Annotated in this window: 18 protein-coding genes; 6 read left to right on the top strand and 12 right to left on the bottom strand. The window is 44.0% G+C overall.

What is annotated here, in order from left to right; all coding sequences use genetic code 11:
• Positions 1–148 precede the first annotated feature (148 nt).
• The 5 genes from porK to porM are packed head-to-tail and all read left to right on the top strand — an operon-like array spanning position 149 to position 5,384.
• Positions 149–1,438, top strand: a complete 1,290-nt coding sequence (gene porK, locus EAH55_RS19545) for a T9SS ring complex lipoprotein PorK/GldK (protein WP_121811139.1) — start codon at positions 149–151, stop codon at positions 1,436–1,438.
• Positions 1,439–1,443: 5 nt separating this feature from the next.
• A complete protein-coding gene (gene porN / locus EAH55_RS19540; protein WP_112569427.1) occupies positions 1,444–2,352 on the top strand; it encodes a type IX secretion system ring subunit PorN/GldN in 909 nt (302 codons plus the stop codon).
• The gene (locus EAH55_RS19535; RefSeq protein ID WP_162996966.1) at positions 2,349–2,975 is read left to right on the top strand and encodes a hypothetical protein; all 627 of its coding nucleotides are present in this window, start codon (positions 2,349–2,351) and stop codon (positions 2,973–2,975) included. The genes porN and EAH55_RS19535 overlap by 4 nt, the downstream gene beginning before the upstream one ends.
• A gap of 26 nt (positions 2,976–3,001) precedes the next feature.
• A complete protein-coding gene (porL, locus tag EAH55_RS19530) occupies positions 3,002–3,799 on the top strand; it encodes a type IX secretion system motor protein PorL/GldL (RefSeq protein WP_121811137.1) in 798 nt (265 codons plus the stop codon).
• 49 nt (positions 3,800–3,848) lie between these two features.
• On the top strand, positions 3,849–5,384 hold the full coding sequence (porM, locus tag EAH55_RS19525) for a type IX secretion system motor protein PorM/GldM (protein WP_208644889.1): 1,536 nt from the start codon (positions 3,849–3,851) through the stop codon (positions 5,382–5,384).
• Positions 5,385–5,574: 190 nt separating this feature from the next.
• On the opposite strand, the gene EAH55_RS19520 is transcribed toward porM, so the two are convergent.
• The 11 genes from EAH55_RS19520 to EAH55_RS19470 form a co-directional block, all read right to left on the bottom strand.
• Positions 5,575–6,468: a PepSY-like domain-containing protein gene (locus EAH55_RS19520; protein ID WP_121811136.1), complete on the bottom strand. Its 894-nt coding sequence runs from the start codon at positions 6,466–6,468 to the stop codon at positions 5,575–5,577.
• Between the two features lie 187 nt (positions 6,469–6,655).
• On the bottom strand, positions 6,656–7,276 hold the full coding sequence (locus EAH55_RS19515; protein WP_121811135.1) for a tetratricopeptide repeat protein: 621 nt from the start codon (positions 7,274–7,276) through the stop codon (positions 6,656–6,658).
• Complete coding sequence (locus tag EAH55_RS19510; RefSeq protein WP_121811134.1) at positions 7,264–8,442, bottom strand: tetratricopeptide repeat protein; 1,179 nt, start codon at positions 8,440–8,442, stop codon at positions 7,264–7,266. The genes EAH55_RS19515 and EAH55_RS19510 overlap by 13 nt, the downstream gene beginning before the upstream one ends.
• Complete coding sequence (locus tag EAH55_RS19505; protein WP_121811133.1) at positions 8,424–10,580, bottom strand: urea transporter; 2,157 nt, start codon at positions 10,578–10,580, stop codon at positions 8,424–8,426. The genes EAH55_RS19510 and EAH55_RS19505 overlap by 19 nt, the downstream gene beginning before the upstream one ends.
• Positions 10,577–11,932, bottom strand: a complete 1,356-nt coding sequence (locus tag EAH55_RS19500; RefSeq protein WP_121811132.1) for an alanine racemase — start codon at positions 11,930–11,932, stop codon at positions 10,577–10,579. The genes EAH55_RS19505 and EAH55_RS19500 overlap by 4 nt, the downstream gene beginning before the upstream one ends.
• A gap of 9 nt (positions 11,933–11,941) precedes the next feature.
• Positions 11,942–12,994: an ATP-grasp domain-containing protein gene (locus tag EAH55_RS19495; protein WP_121811131.1), complete on the bottom strand. Its 1,053-nt coding sequence runs from the start codon at positions 12,992–12,994 to the stop codon at positions 11,942–11,944.
• Between the two features lie 5 nt (positions 12,995–12,999).
• Positions 13,000–13,242 (bottom strand): PqqD family protein, encoded by a 243-nt coding sequence (locus tag EAH55_RS19490; protein ID WP_121811130.1) that lies wholly within the window; start codon positions 13,240–13,242, stop codon positions 13,000–13,002.
• 71 nt (positions 13,243–13,313) lie between these two features.
• Positions 13,314–13,691: a response regulator gene (locus EAH55_RS19485; RefSeq protein WP_112569450.1), complete on the bottom strand. Its 378-nt coding sequence runs from the start codon at positions 13,689–13,691 to the stop codon at positions 13,314–13,316.
• Positions 13,692–13,793: 102 nt separating this feature from the next.
• Entirely contained in the window at positions 13,794–14,489 is a 696-nt protein-coding gene (locus tag EAH55_RS19480; protein WP_114938771.1) for a LytR/AlgR family response regulator transcription factor, read from the bottom strand.
• A gap of 11 nt (positions 14,490–14,500) precedes the next feature.
• Positions 14,501–15,694: a sensor histidine kinase gene (locus tag EAH55_RS19475; RefSeq protein ID WP_121811129.1), complete on the bottom strand. Its 1,194-nt coding sequence runs from the start codon at positions 15,692–15,694 to the stop codon at positions 14,501–14,503.
• 528 nt (positions 15,695–16,222) lie between these two features.
• Entirely contained in the window at positions 16,223–16,747 is a 525-nt protein-coding gene (locus tag EAH55_RS19470) for a hypothetical protein (protein WP_121811128.1), read from the bottom strand.
• 104 nt (positions 16,748–16,851) lie between these two features.
• Between EAH55_RS19470 and EAH55_RS19465 the strand changes: the two genes are divergently transcribed.
• The gene (locus EAH55_RS19465) at positions 16,852–17,517 is read left to right on the top strand and encodes a Type 1 glutamine amidotransferase-like domain-containing protein (protein ID WP_121811127.1); all 666 of its coding nucleotides are present in this window, start codon (positions 16,852–16,854) and stop codon (positions 17,515–17,517) included.
• Between the two features lie 24 nt (positions 17,518–17,541).
• Here EAH55_RS19465 and EAH55_RS19460 read toward each other — a convergent pair whose 3' ends face one another.
• Positions 17,542–18,153 (bottom strand): hypothetical protein, encoded by a 612-nt coding sequence (locus tag EAH55_RS19460; protein WP_121811126.1) that lies wholly within the window; start codon positions 18,151–18,153, stop codon positions 17,542–17,544.
• Positions 18,154–18,195 lie beyond the last annotated feature (42 nt).

Genomic DNA, 18,195 nt, shown 5'->3' with positions numbered 1-18,195 from the left:
TGACTGTTCATCGATAACATTAAATACTTTATCGACACATAACACTTCTTAACAGCACCTTCATTCATATTTGATTATTGTTTAACCACACAATCAATAAGCACATATGAAATCATTCTGACTTAACTAATCTTTAATTAATTGTCGAATGAGATCGTCTGTTCCAATAACAGGATTGCTGCTGCTGATGCTCAGCGCCTGCCAGCCAAGTATTTATAATACGCCCAAAACACGCGCTGTTTCAGTAAAACGGCTTATCCCGCCGCAGGGGATGGTTTACATTCCGTCGGGAACGTTCATGTACAAAATGCTGAACGATGACAAAGCCGAACAGCGAAAGGTAAGCGTTAGCGCATTCTTTATTGACAAAACCGAAGTAACCAATAAGCAGTACCAGGCTTTTGTAAACTGGGTTGCCGATTCTGTAGCTATTACCGACTATCTCCACGACGACTCCTTTTTTATGCCCGCAACCGGCGCAACCGTTGGCAGCGCAAATAAGGAACAACGGCTGATAGACTGGAGCAAGGTTAACAAGATTTCCCCCCTCTGGAAAAAGGCCCCGCTCGAAGTTAAAGAGAAACTGGCACCGATGATGACGATGATTAACGGCGTGCGGGTGCCCAATCCGGAGCTTGTTGTTTACCGGTTTTACTACATCAGGATGGATGGCGTAAAAAATAATGAGTACATGATGGATACCGTAAGTGTTTATCCGCATGAATCGGTTTGGTCGGCAGATTTTCCTAATGCCCAGATGACTGTGATGGATGCCAATTACTTCACCAACAAAATTTACGAATACAACCCGGTTGTTGGGGTAACCTGGAAACAGGCCCGGGCTTATGCCGACTGGCGCGGTACACAGCTCAGGCTTATGATCAGGAACAATCCTAACCTGCGCAACTTTAAACTTAGCTTTAGTTTACCTACCGAGGCGCAATGGCAATTTGCTGCCGAAGCAAAGCTTAGTCCCAACGATACTACCGATCATACGGTAAAAACCACGGTTGATAAGGCTACCGGTAAAGAGCAGCTTTCGCTTAACTTTAAACAGGGCGAGGGCAGTTATGCCAGCGACGGATCCACCTTTACGCTACCCGTAACCTCATACACGCCAAACGCTTTTGGAATTTATAACATGGCCGGCAACGTATCTGAATGGACGCTTGACGCTTACAGCCCCTCCTCATCTCAGCTGGTGAATGACCTGAACCCGGCTTTGCTGTACGATGCTACAAGTAAGGATGCCATGCTTATGCGGCGTAAGGTTGTGCGCGGGGGCTCATGGAAAGATAATGGCGAAATGCTGAACACCGATACCCGCAGTTTTGATGACCAGGAAGCCGCACATTCCTATATCGGTTTCCGCTGTGTGATGGCCGCCTTTGAACTCACCGGCGAACAGGTTAAAACCAGGAAATACACCAAAAAGTAACAATCATGAACATGCTGAAAAAAGTAACTGCAGTAATCCTACTGCTTATGGGGACCTGCATTCATAAAAATTTCGCGCAGTCGGCGCCGGATAGTACGGTAACGGATACGCTGCCATCGTTTGATAGCTACCTGCAAAAGGCCGATCTGAGCCAGGCCAGGCCATTTCCTTATCCTAAAACCAATCCGGCAAATATCAGGATGTATGCCAGGATATGGCGGGTTATTGATCTGGCCGATAGTTCGAACGCTATATTGGCCATTCCCGGTCATTCATTAATGGAAGCCATTATGAAGGGCTTAACTACCGGAAAGCTTACGCCCTATGAAAAAGATGATTTTAAAAAGAAGCTGACCGCCAAACAGGGTTCCATGCGCTTTACCGACTCGGTACTGGTGCCAAAGTTTGATAAGGATGGCAACCAGATTTCATCAAAAATGGTGCTCAACGATTTTAATCCCGACAGGATAACCCGCTTCAGGATTGAGGAAGATGTTTATTTCGACAGGCAGCGGGGTAAGGTGGATACCCGCATTATCGGCCTTGCCCCAATGATGAACATCACCGGCACGGCCGATCTGCCGGGAAATATGGCATCGGCCCCGGCATTCTGGCTCTACTTCCCGCAGTTGCGTTTCGCGTTGGTACAGGAGGACGTGAGCGAACCCGATAAGGGGATCTTCGACGTAACGCTTGATGATGTTTTTATGCAGCAAAAGTTTTCGGCATATCTCATCAGGCAATTTTCGCCCGGTAATGCCGAAAGCGGGCAGCTGGATCCGGGTAGCCCCGAGGCGCTTAAGCTGCAGCAAAAGATAGCCGATCTGAAGAAAAATATCTGGAAAAATCCACGGGGAATTAATGATAAAAACCTGGTTAATCAAACTCAAAATAATAAGGAGGAAAAGCCATGACAACGCAAATCAGATTACTGAAAGACTTTATGTGGTGGATGCTTTTTGTGGGCTTCCTGGGCTATTGTGGCAGGGCGAGCGCGCAGGTGTTACCCGAATACAGCGCCTTCCCAAAAAACTCGATAGGCCTGCAATTGGGCACACAGTGTATAGGCCTGCAGGGATCATCCGCCTTTGGCAGGGTGTTTAACGCCCGCATAGGTTTCAATACCGTGCCCGATATTACGGTACAATATAATGGCCGCGACCTTGGCCTTAACCGCACATCTGTTTATGGTATTGTTGACTGGCAACCGCTGTACGGTAATGCCGATTGGCTTTCGCGCAAATGGTATGTATCGGCCGGTATCAGCTATTATTTTAACAATACGCTGTACCGGGAGGGGATAGGCACAGTACCCAATTACTACATCTACATGTCGAAACTGCGGCCGTACATAGGCACAGGGTTGGGCAATATGCGGCTGAGCCACAGTATAGGGCTCCGTACAGATTTCGGTTTTTTTATTCCTACCAGCTCACCTACATCAACCTATGATGATAGGGCCCAAAAAGTAAGCAGCGGTTTGCGTGGTTTATTACCGGGTATGAACGCAGGGCTTACACTCTACTACAGATTTTAATTGATTAACCTTTAAATATTAAGAACATGAAAAAGAGCAAAATTAACTGGCTTCACGTAGCCATATCATGGGGTGCCAGTATCGTAATTCTTGGTGCTATGTTTAAAATTAACCACTGGGGTGGCCAGGCGGGTACCTATATGATAGGCCTGGGACTTACGGTAGAGGCCATGCTGTTTTTTACCCTCGGATTTTTCCCACCGGCGCAGGAACCTGAATGGGAAAGGGTATACCCCGAACTGGCTGTTGATTATGATGGAGGGCCGGTAAATAAATCACGAATGATGCCTGTGGCGGGTGGTCAAACAGCAGCGCTTGATAAGCTTTTAACCGATGCTGATTTGAACGAGCTAAGCATAAGCAGGCTTGGCGAAGGCCTGAAAGTTTTTGCCGAAAAGGTTGACCGCATCAATACTATTGCTGATGTATCATTGGGTACCGATGAGTTTTCGGTAAAGCTAAAGCAGGCCGCATCCAAATTTGACTTATTTGGGATTGCTTTTGAGCGGGCCACATCAGGCCTTTCGGCCATTGTCGATAGCCGGGCCGATACCAATGCTTATCAGCACCAGGTGGCAAAGCTTACAGGCAACCTGGTACAACTTAATGCCCTGTATGAGTCGGAACTGAAGGGTGCTGATGAAAACCTGAAACAGGTAAATAACTTCTATCATGGACTAAGCAAAACCCTGCAAAACCTTAATGAATCAGCAGATGACAGCAGGCAGTTTAAGGACGAGGTTAACAAGCTGGCCAAAAATATATCGGCATTAAATGTTTTTTATGCCAATATGCTTTCGGCTATGAACCAGCCCCGCATGTAATTGCAGACTGGTATTAATGGTTTAGTTTAAATTTTTATCAGAAAAAGAAATGGCTATTGCAGGAAAAGAAACCACCAGGCAAAAGATGATCAATATCATGTACCTGGTGCTGTTGGCAATGCTGGCGCTAAATGTGTCTTCCTCTATTTTAGATGCCTTTAAAACCATCAACGATAGCTTAACCGCATCGGCGGCTAACGTTGGTAATTCGGTGCAGCAATTGTTTACGGCTTTTGAACAAACCCGGCTTAAAGAATCGCCCGAAAGGGCAGCGCCCATCTACCAAAAGGCAAAAGCGGCCCAAAGGGTAAGTGCCGAGTTAAATGATCTCATTACCCAGATCAAGAACGAGCTTGTTAAGCAAAGTTCGGGCTATGATGAACTTACCGGCGATTTAAAGGAGCGGGATAACCTGGATATAGGTTATAATGTGATGATTAACAAAAAAAGGGCAAAAGCGCTCAAAGAAAAGATCAACGATACCCGCGAAAAGCTTAAGCTGCTGCTGGGCAAGGACGATAGCAGCGCGGTATCATTTACGCTGAGCGCCAATGATCCTGTTAAGCATAACGGAAACGCCAAAACCTGGGAGGAACTGAATTTTGGCGAGGGCGTACCCTTAACGGCAGATTTTACTATACTTTCAAAAATACAGGCCGATAATAAAAATGCCGAGTCGGAAGTGGTGAAAAAGATCCTGGGCAAGATGGACAGGGCCATTGTTAACCTGGATAAGTTTGAGGCGGTGGCCGTAGCGCCAACTTCATACCTTATTCAGGGACAACCTTACAAGGCCCAGGTTTTTTTAACTGCCTATGATTCCCGGTCGACCCCGCAAATGGAGGTTGGCGGCAGTCCGATCAACGTTACCGATGGCCGGGGCGTATATAATGCTTCAACAAGTAAGGAAGGTGTTTTCAGCTGGAAAGGAACTATCAAGGTAAAACAAACCGATGGCAGCATAAAAACCTATACCACGCCGGAGCAGCAGTATATGGTTGCCCGGCCGTCGGCAGTGGTATCGCCGGATAAGATGAATGTTTTTTATATCGGCGTGGATAATCCTGTGTCGGTATCTGTGCCTGGCATCCCTTCAAAAAATATCAGGATAGGTATTTCGGCAGGTACATTAAGTGGTACTTCGGGTAAATATGTAGCCAGGGTAAACACTCCCGGCATGGTAACGGTAACGGTATCGGCAGAGATTTTTCCCGGTAAAACGGAAGTGTTGAGCCGCACACAGTTCCGGGCCAAAAGAATCCCGGACCCTATCGCTAAATTTTCGGGCAGATCGGGCGGTGGCGTTCCAACCGTAGCGTTAAAGGCGCAGGATGCCATTTATGCTACGCTGGATAATTTTGATTTTGATGCCCGGTTTAAGATCACCCGTTTCAGTTTGATCATTGCCAATCCGCGCGAGAGTGCATCGGTACAGGTTACCTCTGGAAATGCCCTAAGCAATGAAATGCAGGCCTCGCTCAGTAGTATCAAACCGGGCTCGCACGTAATTTTTGATAACATTATAGCGGTTGGCCCGGATGGAGCGCCGAGACAATTGGCCCCCGTGGCTTTGACAGCCAATTAGGGCTTTTAAGGTTAAAGGCGAAAGGTCAAAGGTTAAATCGCCAATAGTCCGACTATCAAATTTGTTGATTGCTGAGTGCAAAACTATGGAGGTTAAATGATCGGGTAGCTTTTAGCTTTATTTTATATAAAAGCAAGTAAGCCATGTTTAGTTAAAAACATGGCTTACCAACAGCGCTATGATCTTTTGTTTAGTGGATAGGCAGGGCTTTAACAAATGTACCCGAAGCGTTAAAAATTATCGCGTACCTGGTACTGTTTGATGTAATGAACACAACGTAACCTTGTAAGGTACCGTTGGATGTTTCAGAAAATGCTTTGTCAAATACATAACCGGGATAGGTAGTGGTTAGGTATGTAGCAATAGCTGCCGGAAGGTTTGCTTCGGTAACAGCGGCATGTCTTAAATCGTGTTTTTCAATTTGAACACGTTTAACCAGTTTGCCTGCGGCAGTTACAGCGGTTGAATAAAGTACGCCGTTTTTGCTGATCAAGATATAAACATTGTCGGGGGCTACAGAAGCATGCAGCAAGGTATCTGTTGGATAGGTTGCCGAAAAGTAACTGCTCACAGCAGCAGGCAATGCCGAAATTGCAACAGTGTCGCGGTGTTTGCCGTCGCGGTTGTCAAAAGGGCCTCCCATATGCCAGCCTTGTCCTTTAAGGTCCATGCCTTCGCGTTGTTCAAGGATGTTTACAAAGGTGCCGGCAGCTGTAAATTTAAGGCCAACAAGGGCACTGTTGTATTTTATAACTACAACGTAGTTAACAACGGTGCTTGCGCTATCAATGGCATATGCCTTTTTAAAAGTGTAGCCGCTGTAATTGGCTGTAAGGTAGGTGCCTATAGCGGTTGGTAAGGCACTTGAAGCAACGGTATCTATTTGATTATGCCTGCCATAGCAGCCAACCATATAAACACTATCGGTACTTCCGGATGCAAGGCTGATAGCAATAGCACCCGTTGAGCTAATGGCTGATGAAGAAACGCCGGTTGAACCTGATTTTGAGGCGTTCTCCTTTTTGCATGATGCCAGGCAGATAACTGTACCCAACACCATTAGTGTAGCGTAAAAGGATTTCATTTTCTTGATTTAATTTAAATTGATAATTAGCGCTGCCTTTTTGTGGACAGGTTTAATTAAAATTAAATTGGAAAATTGGCCCGTAGGGAGATGTATCGATGAATGCAGGATTTAAATCGATGTATGAAGAGGTTGGTGGAGGCTGTTGAAAAGATTTTCGTCTCTACAATAAAAAATGTTAACGCTATTAATTACACCGGGCTAAACCATCGGTACTTGAAGCATCGGCGGGTTTAATGATCAGGGCTTTTTCAAAAAAAGGCTTTGCTTCGGCTTTTTTGCCGGCCATCAGCATAGACCAACCCAGCATGTGATTGCCGTCATAATCAAAAGGGTAAAGCGTTACCACTGTCCTGAAAAGTTTAATGGCCGGTTCGTATTGTTTGCGGTTATAATAAATTACGCCGCCCCAATAATTGGCCTGGGTATTTTGCGGATCTATTTTCAATATGGCAAGATATTGCTCCAGAACCTTATCCCAGCTTTGCAAAAAGGAGAGGGGTTTTACATAGCCAAATTTAGCCTCAACCGAGCTGGGTTTCAGTGTTATGGCTTTTTGATAATAGCTTTGCGAAGCCGTGTAGTTTTTATTAAGGTAATTGAGCCAGCCCAGCCTGATGGTTATTTCATAATTATTTTCCGAATAGTATGGATAGATATCGGCAATGGCGGCTACGTAGTTTTTGTTTAATTCGTTAGTATAACTGTTGTGAAAAGCCTTTTGCAGCACCGCGTTTGTTTGCGCCTGCAGTTGTGCTGCAAAAGCAAGTAAAAGTATAGCTGTAAACGTTTTCTTTAAAATTTCCATGTTATGCCTAACGTGACAGAGTTTTGGTTGTACTTAACAGCGCGGTAAATGTCTGTTTTCTTTTCGTAAAAGTAATTTAAATTCAGTAAGGCATGGTTACCTATCTGGTAAAAAACGCTTTCCCCGCATTTAAATTTTGTAGGGTCGATAGAATTGTAAACATACAAACCATCGGCATCAAGGTAATCATCCTGGTTGCCAAAGGTAGCAGCCGATTCCAGCCAGGTTTTATCCAGTACCTTAAACCCAACCGACTGGCTATAAATAAAAGTATGAACCCCGCTTAAATTTAGTATTGATGCCCTGCTCATGGTGTATAAATTGAGGTTTCCTAATGGATAAAAATCCACTTTGGCATCATATTGTTTTAAAGTTTTGTCAATCAGCTTTCCCCAGTTAATATCGCCCTGCAAATCAATATAGCGGGTATCGTATTTTATACCAAATAAACCGAGATTGCTTTGATTGATATTGCTGCGGTAACTGGTATGCAGGTAATGATATGCCCCAATCAGGCTGATGTTTTTTGCCAGTGAATACTTCGCCCTAACATAATATTCGGTTTGTTTGTCGGTTCGGCCAACCTGGTTTTTATAATCAATAAACCCCGACCGGAAAATATTCTGCTTAAAAAATATGAACGACTGATCAAGCTGTAAACGCCAGAACAGCCTCGCCCCAATACCCGCACGCTCAAAAAAACCATTATCCCGCTCGTTATTGGCGGGGAGTTTTATGCCGCTTTCCAGCGTAGCGTCGGTTAAGCCGTAGGGAGATAACTTAATGCCTCGTAAGGTTTCCTGGTCTAAACGCGATGCGCTGTAAAATGCTGCGCCGTTATTGTTGATGTAAGTATTGCAATAATAATTATACAGGCGGGCAGTTGTGTTTTGCGGTTCTTTTACTAAGACCCGGTTAAACTGGCTGATAGCCGCTTTGTAGTTTCCGGTAAGCATGTAGGCATATCCAACTTTAAAGTGCAAAGCCGGCGAGTCCGTGCTGTCTGTAACTGTTTTATTTACAAAGTTGATGAGTTGTTTCCAGTTACCGGCGTTGTATAGCTGATCGACGGTGCTATCGGGCACAACTACGCCAATGTCTTGCGCATGAGCAACAAGAACAGCGAATAGCAGGACAAAAATGATGGTTAATTTTCTGTACTCCATTGTGCTTCAATATGCCGGTTGTTTATGTTTATAATGAAGGCTTGCAGGTTGCCATGCTCAACAAAAATCGTCGCCTCGCTAAGCGGCCTGGTTTTGCCTGCAATTTCCTGGTATTGCCTGGATACAACGTTCAATCCTGTTTTTTTTACCTGGATGCCACTTTTATATTTTATGCTGATAAACCTGTAAAAAGGTGCCGCAAAATCCTGTAACCAAAGCAATATTTTATTATTGGTAAGTGGCACCGGCAGATCATCACCAGCCTGGACATACCCGGCATCATTAAAAATAACTTTATAAGCCGCCAGATAAAAATAGTAAAGCAATGATGTTTTATCGCCATAAAAGCTGGTGAAGTAAAACATGGTGCCGTTATTGATAAAATAGGCTGCCGCGTCTGTGGTTTTGCTGTAGATGTATGATTGGTTTGCCGCGTCCTTAAAAACTTCCCAATCTTCGGTAACGCCGGTTTCGGTACTTAATTTAGCAACAAAACCTGGTTGCAGGTCAAAAGCTTTTTTGAGTGATGCGTTAACTTCAAAATTGCAGAGCACATCATTTTCATTAGGAATAGCATAGCTCTCAAGACTGTTTTGATGCCCCTTTTTGTTGAAATAATAGGCAAACGGGTAGGACAATGTTTTGGAACCGATATACGGGGTCGCCTGCAACTGGAAATGCAGATGCGGCTCCGGTGAGCGGCCCGAATTACCACAAAATCCCAACAGATCGCCTTGTTTTACGCTATCGCCAGGTTTAACTTTTATAGAGTTTTTTTTAAGGTGTGATAATTTGGAGTAAAGGCCCGGAGCATGGTTAATTACAACTGTATTCCCCCAGTTTTCCTTGAGGTTTTCCTCGCCAATGTCATTGTCTTCAATGTGGTTTACCACTTGTTCCACAACGCCATCGGCACAAGCTAATACTGGTTTGTTAAAACAATAAAAATGTTCGGGAAGTGTACCCGGGAATTGATACGTTTTCTGCTCATCATCGGTGATCACAAAATCAAGCGCCTGGCCCCATTCGCCTTTGTGGGTAATAGCACCATTATAGCCTTGGGATACCGTCCAGTAACCCATAAATGGCAGGCTGAGTTTAATATATTTCAGATCGTTTAGCCTGTTTTGCAGGTTTAAAACATGATAAAGATTTCTCTCCGGCGAGTAGTGCTGCACTTTGGTTAATAGCAACGTTGAACGATGACCAATCAGCGTTAAGAAATAAAGCAGGCTGATATTGATTACGCAAAACGGCAAGGAGAAAATAGGCAGCACATGGACGGCCATAAGTGTAGTAAGCGCGTTGATGACCACAAATCCAAAAGGAATGCAAAGTACAGCCAGCAGGTAAGAGCGTAGCGAGGGGATAGTAAAAAAACTCCCGATAGCCATTGATGCCATCATTAAATTGGCACCCAAATGGTAATAGCTGATACCTTCAGGGTAGGTATGGGAGATGCTGTTAAAGCCGCATGCTGCCAGGAAACTAATTACCAGTAAACTAAAAGCAATGCGCGAATGAACCAGTATCCCAATGGCGATAAGCATCCCGGCTATGATATGGTGCTGAAACAGCACCGCACTCAATGAGCGAAAGAAGAGGCTTAATAGTCTGGGTAATGCTGCTGCAAGATACCCTTCAGCCCCGGCAAGGTTACCCGGACCAGTATAAATTTCCTGAAGTAGGGAGCTGCTTTTTTGCAATAGTCCGGTATTAAAAATACTGTTGGATGTGAGTAATACCAGCCAAAATACCAGGATAAAAGGCAATGAAAGCATCGGCAAGTTTTGTTTGCTCAAGCGTTGCGATATGATGATGGATGCAATAACCACCATGCAGCAGGCAACAACAGTCCAGATTATAAACATCAGGTTAACCTGGAAAAATGCCCCGAATGCAATACCCAGCAACAAACTATTAAAGCTGTAGATTCCCGTGCGGTGATCTTCGCCTGTGAGTTTTAATAGTTTTGTGATTAGTAAGGAAAGCAAAACACAGCCGAGTCCGGCAAAGCCGGATACCGGGTTAAAGAAAGAAACCAGCAATAAAATGCCCCCCAATACCCGGTTCTGCGAAAAAAACAGTACCGAATAGGAATTGAGGACCGGTTTTATAAATGCTGAAATTTGCTTCACTTGCTATTGTTTAAATGAGCGGGCACCAACTCCGGTTCGGCAGTATATTCAAGTGTTTCGTTTTTGCGGATGAGATGGGTGCGCAATTTTTCATCTATCAATACAACCGCGGGCCGTAAAGTGATAAACTGCATCCATTGGGTCATGTTGTAAGCGCCTACTTTATGAACCACCAACTGGTCGCCGGGATTGAGCGCAGGGAGATTGATACTTTCCCTGACAACGTCGATATTCATACAAAGCGGGCCGTAAATCACCATGTTGTCGTTATGTGCCACAAAATCCTGAGCAGGGCTTACCTGGTGTTCATACCAGAAGGAGGTAAACAGGATATTCACCCCAAAATCAACAATTGTAGCGGCCTTGCCGTTAGCCAAACGTTTGTTGGCTATAACTGTGCCCAACAGGTAACCGGCATCATCTATCAATACACGGCCGCTTTCCAGTATCAGCAGGGGCAGATCATCATTGGCAAAACCAAAATTGAGCAGGGCAGAGGTAATCACTTCCGCGAAATCATCAACCGTTGGTACGGTATCATTTCCCGGCAGGTACGCACCTTTTAGGGTATTGGTTGATGGAAAACCGCCACCCAGGTCAAGGTATTCTATTTTATGATTTAACTGGGTTTGACAACTTACCGCAAGTTGGGCCAGTTTATTGGCGGCAATTCCGTAAGCATCAGTGGAGAGCATATAGGTGCCTATATGGCAATGTAATCCTACCAGTTGTAGACTCCCGGAAGTAATGATCTTGTTAATTGCCGACCAGGCTTCACCATTTTCATAGTTAAAACCAAAGCGGTCCCAAAGAGGGTAAACGCCGGTATCCATATTTACGCGGATAGCTACACGTGGTTTATTGCTGAGGTTTTTACTCAGGTTTAGCAACTGGGTAAGCTCATCAAAATGATCAATGTGGATCATGGAATCGTGCTCAATAGCCAATTGTAGGTCATCTGCCGATTTGCCGGGGCCGTTAAAGATGATCTTGTTACCGGGTACGCCGTTGTCTAATGCCTTACGATATTCAAAGCCCGAAACTACCTCGGCCCAGCTGCCTTCCTGGTGAAAAATCTGGCAAACAGCATTGAGGTAATTGGTTTTATAGCTCCATGCAAATTGTACCTTAGGGTAGCGCGTGCTGAAAGCGCGGTAAGCTGCACGGTAATTTCTGCGGATCTGTTTTTCGGATAGTACAAACACCGGCGAGCCATAGTTTTCAATTAAACTTTTAACCGAAACGCCGTCGATGCTTTTAACGGGCTGCACACCGGTGCGGGTACCAAATTTGTTCATGGCACCGGCATGTAGTTTTTTTATATATGGTTTTTGGTATGGCAGCTTTTCCATTGTTATAAATTATAATTCGCCAAAGGCCGAGATCTGTTGGAAATCGGCGATATCGGCAATATGATCCCACGAGTACCGGATAAATAACTTGCCGGCCTGGTAATCGGTATAGGGTTCAAAAGCTTCGCCCAAAGCCATTTTGGCAAGAGCAGCAGGCTGATTTTGCCCGGCAGCAGCCGTTAAATAAACCCATGCCGGAAACCGAGGGTTAATTTCCAGTATATATAAATGCCCCTCGGCTGTGCTCATGATCTCCATTTCGTAACCGCCTTTCCAGTTGGTGGCAAGGGCAAAATTGTTGGCCAGTTGGGTTAGGTTATCATCTTTAATGGTAACGCCGGCCCAAGCCTTGCCTTTATCGGTAATATAGAGTTTACGCATGGCGACTATGCTAATGTTGTTCCCCTGCCCATCGCCCAGCGCCGCGATATTGATCTCGTTACCCTTAATGTACTGTTGCGCTATTACCGGTGTACCCCATGTGGCATTAAGCTGATGAAAGGCCTTTAAAGCCTGATCCATGGTGTAAACTATATAGGCTTCGTAAAACTTTCCTTTTATTACCATGGGAAAACTAAACTCAGTAGCGGCTTTTTGCAGATCGTCGGCAGTGTACAGTTTATGATCGGCAGGTACATAAAAGCTGTGCCTTGTACCAAAATCCTTTAAGTGTACCTTATCCCTTAATGCCAGCTGCTGCTGTGTAGGGAGATAGCTTGCTATGCCCATTTGCTTTAACTGTGGCGCTATCTTTATAAAATTAAATAGCTCCGAATCAAAGTTGGGGATCACGAGATCAAGGTTTTCCTGCTGGTTGATATAGGTTAGCCGTTCAATGAGGGCAGCCGTACCTTCGGTTGGATAGGGGATCTGGTAGGTTTTATTTACCAGTTCCTTCAAATAAATCCCCGGTTCCAGCGATTCATACGACAAGCCTATTATGCGCAAATCATCCCCGAAACATTCTTTTAAAGAACGAATAACCGCCATCCCCGGACCCGGATTATCATTGGCATTAAGCCCGGTAACGGCAATACATAAATTAGTGTACTTGTTTGCCATCGTCCTTAAATTTCCAGCAGGTTTGCTTCTTTTAGCTGCAGCATCCAATCGTCCCAATCCCTGTCCAGCTGGTTTTCGCTCACATCGTACCTGTTAAGGATATCCTGTTTGATCTCAGCGTTGGTTTTGCCACTTTTCATGGCCGCGAGCAATTGAGCCGCCATTCCGTTTCCGGAAAACGAATCGCCGGTGGCCGGGTTAAAAATAAACCCATTCTCGCTGGTGGCAATATTGCTCTTGAGTTTCATTTACAGTTGCAGGTTGGTTAAGTAATAAAGGCTAAACTTAGCAGGTTTATATGAGTTTTACAAAACGGCCCTTATGATGCCATCAGGTATTCTATCCTTGAGGCAAGTACTTCCATATCCAGCGGCTTTACAAATAAGGCATCGCATTTATAGGAATCGGCCTGTGCTTTTTTTGTTTTAAAGGCGGTAACAATGATGATAGGCACATTACACAGTTTTTCGTCATCTTTAAAATCCTGGCACACCAGCTCGCAGTCGGTATCCAGCAGCAAATAATCCAGGATGATCAGGTCGGGGTTAATCACCTTTGCCTTGTCATATATCGCGTTAGGATCATAAGTTAAGTGCACATTAAAATCACCATAATACATAATATCATCAATTACCGATAACATCCTGCTGTTTTTATCAAGTACTAAAATGGTTTTTTTGTTGCCTGCCGTTTTCATGACTGTAAGGATTAGTGTCAATTAATTATTATAAAGTTGAGGCTAATTATGAGGCTTTTAAATAATGTGTCGCTCAATGCCTTCAATGTGCCGATGAATTGATTATTTATGCCAGTCCTTAATAAAATCGGTATAGTTTGTACCCACAGGCAGCTCAACCTCAGTTAGTTTAACCTTGCGGTTATGGATTGATCTGATCTGGTCGCGCGCTACTACAAAGCTGCGGTGAATACGGATAAACTTTGCCGCCGGCAGCTTTTCAATAGCGCTTTTCAAGGGCATAAGCGTAAGTATAGGTTTGGATGCACCCAGTGTATGGATCTTGATGTAATCCTGCATGCTTTCAATGTATTCAATGTCTTTAACATTGATTTTGATGAGCCTGTATTCTGAATGTACATACAGGAAATCACCTTCGCTGGAGGTATCTGTATGCTTGTACTGGTAATAGCCTATAGCTTTTTGAACAGCCGCGCCAAAGCGCAGGTTATTGATTGGCTTCAGCAGGTAATCAACTGCTTCCAGTTCATAACCCTCGTACGCATAGTTTTTATAAGCTGTGGTGAAAATGATCATAGGCTTATCTTCCAGTGATTTTACCAGGTCGATACCGGTAATATCGGGCATGTTGATGTCTATGAACAGCACATCCACCTTATTGCGTTTCAGGTATTCGCCGCCCGATATGGCATCTTCAAAAGTATTAACGAGTGTTAACGCCGGGTATTCGGCTACATATTTTTCAATGATCTGAAGGGCCAATGGCTCATCATCAATAGCTACACATTTCAGTTGCATAATAAATAGTTTTAAGCGTTAATCTCCAGTTCGACAATGAAATTGCCATCTACCGAGTTAATGTCGAGCCGGTGTTTGTTAGGATAAATATGCTGCAGGCGCTGGCGGTTATTGGCAATGCCTATGCCCTTGCGCTCAGTGTCGGGACGTTTTTCAAAAATGGTGTTCTTGCAGATAAACAGCATTTGATTGCCGCTTACCCTCAGGCAAATATTGATAACCGATGGCTGATGCTTGCTTACCCCGTACTTGAATACGTTTTCAATAAAGGTCATCAAAACAAGAGGTGGGATTTTTTGATACGTGATCTCGCCTGATACCTCAAAATTTAAAGTTGTTTTTTTGCCGAGACGCAGGCGTTGCAGATCGATATAATCGTTAATACAATCAATTTCATTTTGCAGCAACACAAAATCTTCGGTTACCTCATCGGTTACATAACGCATGATATTCGAGAGTTTCATGATGCTTTCGGATGTATGTTCGCTATTGGTGACCGATAGGGCATAAATATTATTCAGCGTATTGAACAGGAAATGCGGATTGATCTGCGCTTTTAGAAAAGAAAGCTCGGCATGGGCTTTTTCGGCTTCGGCACGCGTAACCATTTGCTCGGTAAGCTGCCATTTCTGAACTGTGGCTATGGCCACGCTCAAGCCCATTACAATAATGAAAATAAACAGCCCGACCATATCAATATTGCCCGACTGATGGATGAAAATAACCTTGTTAGTGGGTTTAAGGCTCGGGTCCTGCATCCGCAGGTCCTCATGCGGCAATGGGCCGAATGGCATATTTTGCTGATCGGGCGCCGAGGTATCGATACCTGTAGGCGTAATTTGCGGACCTATAGGTTGCGGGTTAGGAACGGCTGCCGTTGCCGGTTTGTTGCCTTTAATAAGGTTATGCAGCAGCAGGTTATCAAAAGGCTGTAAAAAGTAAACGCAGCCCGAAAGCACCAATACAATAAAGCCATACCAGATATATTTTTTGCTGAATACAAACTTTGGCACCAGGTACCACGCATTCAGGTAAAACATGAAAATATAAGTGAGACAGAACAGCCAGTAATATGGCGAGAACAATACCGCAAAAGAACCGGCGCTGCTTTGCTGCGTACGGTTCATGAACAATAGCGGGAACCCTAAAAATACAAGCCAGCCTGCAGCATGAATAAAAAAAGTAGTTGCTTTTGAGCGGATCATTTGATTTTGGATTCTTTTACTTGTCTGCGCCGGTTTAGCATGGCCGGTTCACATTAATAGTGTGGGTTTAAAAAAAAGCACCTGTACAATTGCACAGGTGCTTCATCTTTATGAAAAAAACCTATAATTCAGTGTCCCTGCTCCTGAATTATAAATCAAAGGTGCAGATGGAGCATTGTTTTAACAATCATGTGTCGGTGAACCGGGAAATTGTATAGATGAACCGGATAACGTTGGTTTTATAAGAAAGAGGAAGGCACGGGTGTAAATAAAAAAAGCTTCCTTGCACTCGCTGCTTGGAAGCTCTAACCTAAACCTTATCACTGATCAAATTATTATTTGATGTTGTAAAGGTAGTCGCGAGGCCGTGACATGAAATTTTGTACCGACGAATAAAGGGATTGAATGGACGGAGTAAGTTTAGCGGGTGTTTTTGTATAGAGCAAAAGATAATGAAATGTAAAACGGCATTAGCCGGAGATAGCGTGCTGGTGTATTCAAGAGGAGGTGGATGGAGTTTTTACGATTTTAGATGTTTGCGTTGTTATGTATTGATTGTAAGGATTTTATGATTGACTTGACGTTTTTTCTGTCTTCGTACAGGGTAATGGGTTGATTGGGCCTACTGTTGATTAAAAGGTAGTTGTCGTCAATAATTATCGTTATCTCTTCGCCCCAGGAAAACCATGACACGCCAGAGGTACATTTGAAATAGCCGCGCTCATAATATCTCACATTATGAAAATGAAGTGATTTTAGTACTTTTTTAAGATTGTTTAATACCTCATCCGTCACCTGATATTTTTCAAACACCTGGTTTTGATACAAACGTTTTATAACAAAAATAAAAAACAGAATGAAAATAGATAACCCGATGGTTCCTGGCATTTTCAACTCATTGTTATGGAATTCAAAGGCGTTATAAAGCATTGTAATAGCCACAAATATGCATCCTAACGGAATAGTTGCAAAAAAATAATGGCGGTAAAAGTCAGAAAACTTTACTGGCCATCTGCCTGATGCCTTGATATTGGCAAGTTCGTTATTGGTCATGGTTAATGCGTTGGGTAAATATAATTCACAATTTTAAATTTAGCTTTGCTATTAATTAAGCCTAAAATAGTCCCGCCAGGACATTAATAAAATACAAAAAGATAATGAAGCTTCTCTTAACATCCGCGGGAATCAGTAACGCAAGTATCCGAAATGCTTTGATTGAGTTGCTGGGCAAACCAGTTGCTGAAGCAAACGCCCTTTTTGTACCAACCGCCATATATGGCATCCCGAATGGTGGCGATATTGTACGGAGGGTGATCAATGGCACATTAGGTGACCCTTTTTGCGAATTAGGTTGGAAATCGCTGGGCTTACTGGAACTTACCGCTTTGCCCAGTATCAAGAGAAAGTTATGGGTTGATATGCTTCAGGAGACCGATGCTTTACTTGTAGGTGGCGGCGATTGCCAATACCTAACCTATTGGGTGCAGCAATCTGGCCTGACGGAGTTATTACCATCGTTATTGCACAAAATGGTATACGTAGGTCTAAGTGCCGGCAGCATGATCATGACCCGCTATGGAACAACCTACGGACACCATACGTTACCGGCGGACTACAATAAATCGCTGGGGGTTGTTGACTTTGCGATTCATCCGCATTTAGATCACGAATGGTTTCCGGATAATTCCCTGGCCAGTATCGAAAAACTGGCGGCTACCATACCGGTACCTTCGTATGCAATTGATGATCAAACAGCGATTAAAGTTACTGACGTGGGCATTGAGGTAATCACTGAAGGGCATTGGAAGTTATTTAACCCGTGATATCGGTTTTAATACCACCTGCAACTATACACTCATTTGCGGTATATACCCTGCTTTAAACATATTAACAAACGACCGTGGAGTTAATACCTGTAGTTTGTTTGCATCAGGCAGTGCTATCCCTTTTTCATATCCGGCGGGGCTCCATAAGTATAGGTGATCGTCTTTTAACAAATAGGATTGATCGTTATAAATCACAAAAGTACCGTTAGGAAGTGCTTTTATATTTTCCTCGTAGGTGACCTTTGATTTATCGGCGGCAATCCGCTCGGTTTGTAAGATTTCATCTATTTTAGATACCGGCGTTTTCATATTAAATCCATATTGTGGGTTTCCTTTCAGCCAAAACTCTTTAAACCTTTGATGGTCCTGATACCGGCATTGAAAGCAGGGGCGGTGACCGGCCGAAAATGTGGTAGCTTCATCCAAAAAGAAAAGTTCTGTCCATCGGTCAGGCTGCATAATTTCACGATGACGGCCCCTAAACTCCAGAACGCAGGTTATCCATGCCTTAATTTTAAAGGCACGCACAATTTCTTTATGCTCATTATGTATTATCCCCCGGTTGCCAAGCCATGCACCGCGTTCGGGTGTTTTAATGAGTTGTCCAAATGGGTTTACGCGGTTTTGCAGCATTGTTTTAATCTCTGATGATAACGCTTAAAGCTACATGATTAT

The sequence above is a fragment of the Mucilaginibacter kameinonensis genome (assembly GCF_003675385.1).
GTDB classification, from domain to species: domain Bacteria; phylum Bacteroidota; class Bacteroidia; order Sphingobacteriales; family Sphingobacteriaceae; genus Mucilaginibacter; species Mucilaginibacter kameinonensis.
The sequence above is the reverse complement of the archived record's forward strand: the minus strand, read 5'-3'. Positions and strand labels throughout refer to the sequence as shown.

Bases quoted from the DNA above. Each gene is read 5' to 3' on its own strand.
- porK (WP_121811139.1), top strand. From the start codon at position 149: ATGAGATCGTCTGTTCCAATAACAGGATTGCTGCTGCTGATGCTCAGC.
- porN (WP_112569427.1), top strand. From the start codon at position 1,444: ATGAACATGCTGAAAAAAGTAACTGCAGTAATCCTACTGCTTATGGGG.
- EAH55_RS19535 (WP_162996966.1), top strand. From the start codon at position 2,349: ATGACAACGCAAATCAGATTACTGAAAGACTTTATGTGGTGGATGCTT.
- porL (WP_121811137.1), top strand. From the start codon at position 3,002: ATGAAAAAGAGCAAAATTAACTGGCTTCACGTAGCCATATCATGGGGT.
- porM (WP_208644889.1), top strand. From the start codon at position 3,849: ATGGCTATTGCAGGAAAAGAAACCACCAGGCAAAAGATGATCAATATC.
- EAH55_RS19520 (WP_121811136.1), bottom strand. From the start codon at position 6,468: ATGAAATCCTTTTACGCTACACTAATGGTGTTGGGTACAGTTATCTGC.
- EAH55_RS19515 (WP_121811135.1), bottom strand. From the start codon at position 7,276: ATGGAAATTTTAAAGAAAACGTTTACAGCTATACTTTTACTTGCTTTT.
- EAH55_RS19510 (WP_121811134.1), bottom strand. From the start codon at position 8,442: ATGGAGTACAGAAAATTAACCATCATTTTTGTCCTGCTATTCGCTGTT.
- EAH55_RS19500 (WP_121811132.1), bottom strand. From the start codon at position 11,932: ATGGAAAAGCTGCCATACCAAAAACCATATATAAAAAAACTACATGCC.
- EAH55_RS19495 (WP_121811131.1), bottom strand. From the start codon at position 12,994: ATGGCAAACAAGTACACTAATTTATGTATTGCCGTTACCGGGCTTAAT.
- EAH55_RS19490 (WP_121811130.1), bottom strand. From the start codon at position 13,242: ATGAAACTCAAGAGCAATATTGCCACCAGCGAGAATGGGTTTATTTTT.
- EAH55_RS19485 (WP_112569450.1), bottom strand. From the start codon at position 13,691: ATGAAAACGGCAGGCAACAAAAAAACCATTTTAGTACTTGATAAAAAC.
- EAH55_RS19480 (WP_114938771.1), bottom strand. From the start codon at position 14,489: ATGCAACTGAAATGTGTAGCTATTGATGATGAGCCATTGGCCCTTCAG.
- EAH55_RS19475 (WP_121811129.1), bottom strand. From the start codon at position 15,694: ATGATCCGCTCAAAAGCAACTACTTTTTTTATTCATGCTGCAGGCTGG.
- EAH55_RS19470 (WP_121811128.1), bottom strand. From the start codon at position 16,747: ATGACCAATAACGAACTTGCCAATATCAAGGCATCAGGCAGATGGCCA.
- EAH55_RS19465 (WP_121811127.1), top strand. From the start codon at position 16,852: ATGAAGCTTCTCTTAACATCCGCGGGAATCAGTAACGCAAGTATCCGA.
- EAH55_RS19460 (WP_121811126.1), bottom strand. From the start codon at position 18,153: ATGCTGCAAAACCGCGTAAACCCATTTGGACAACTCATTAAAACACCC.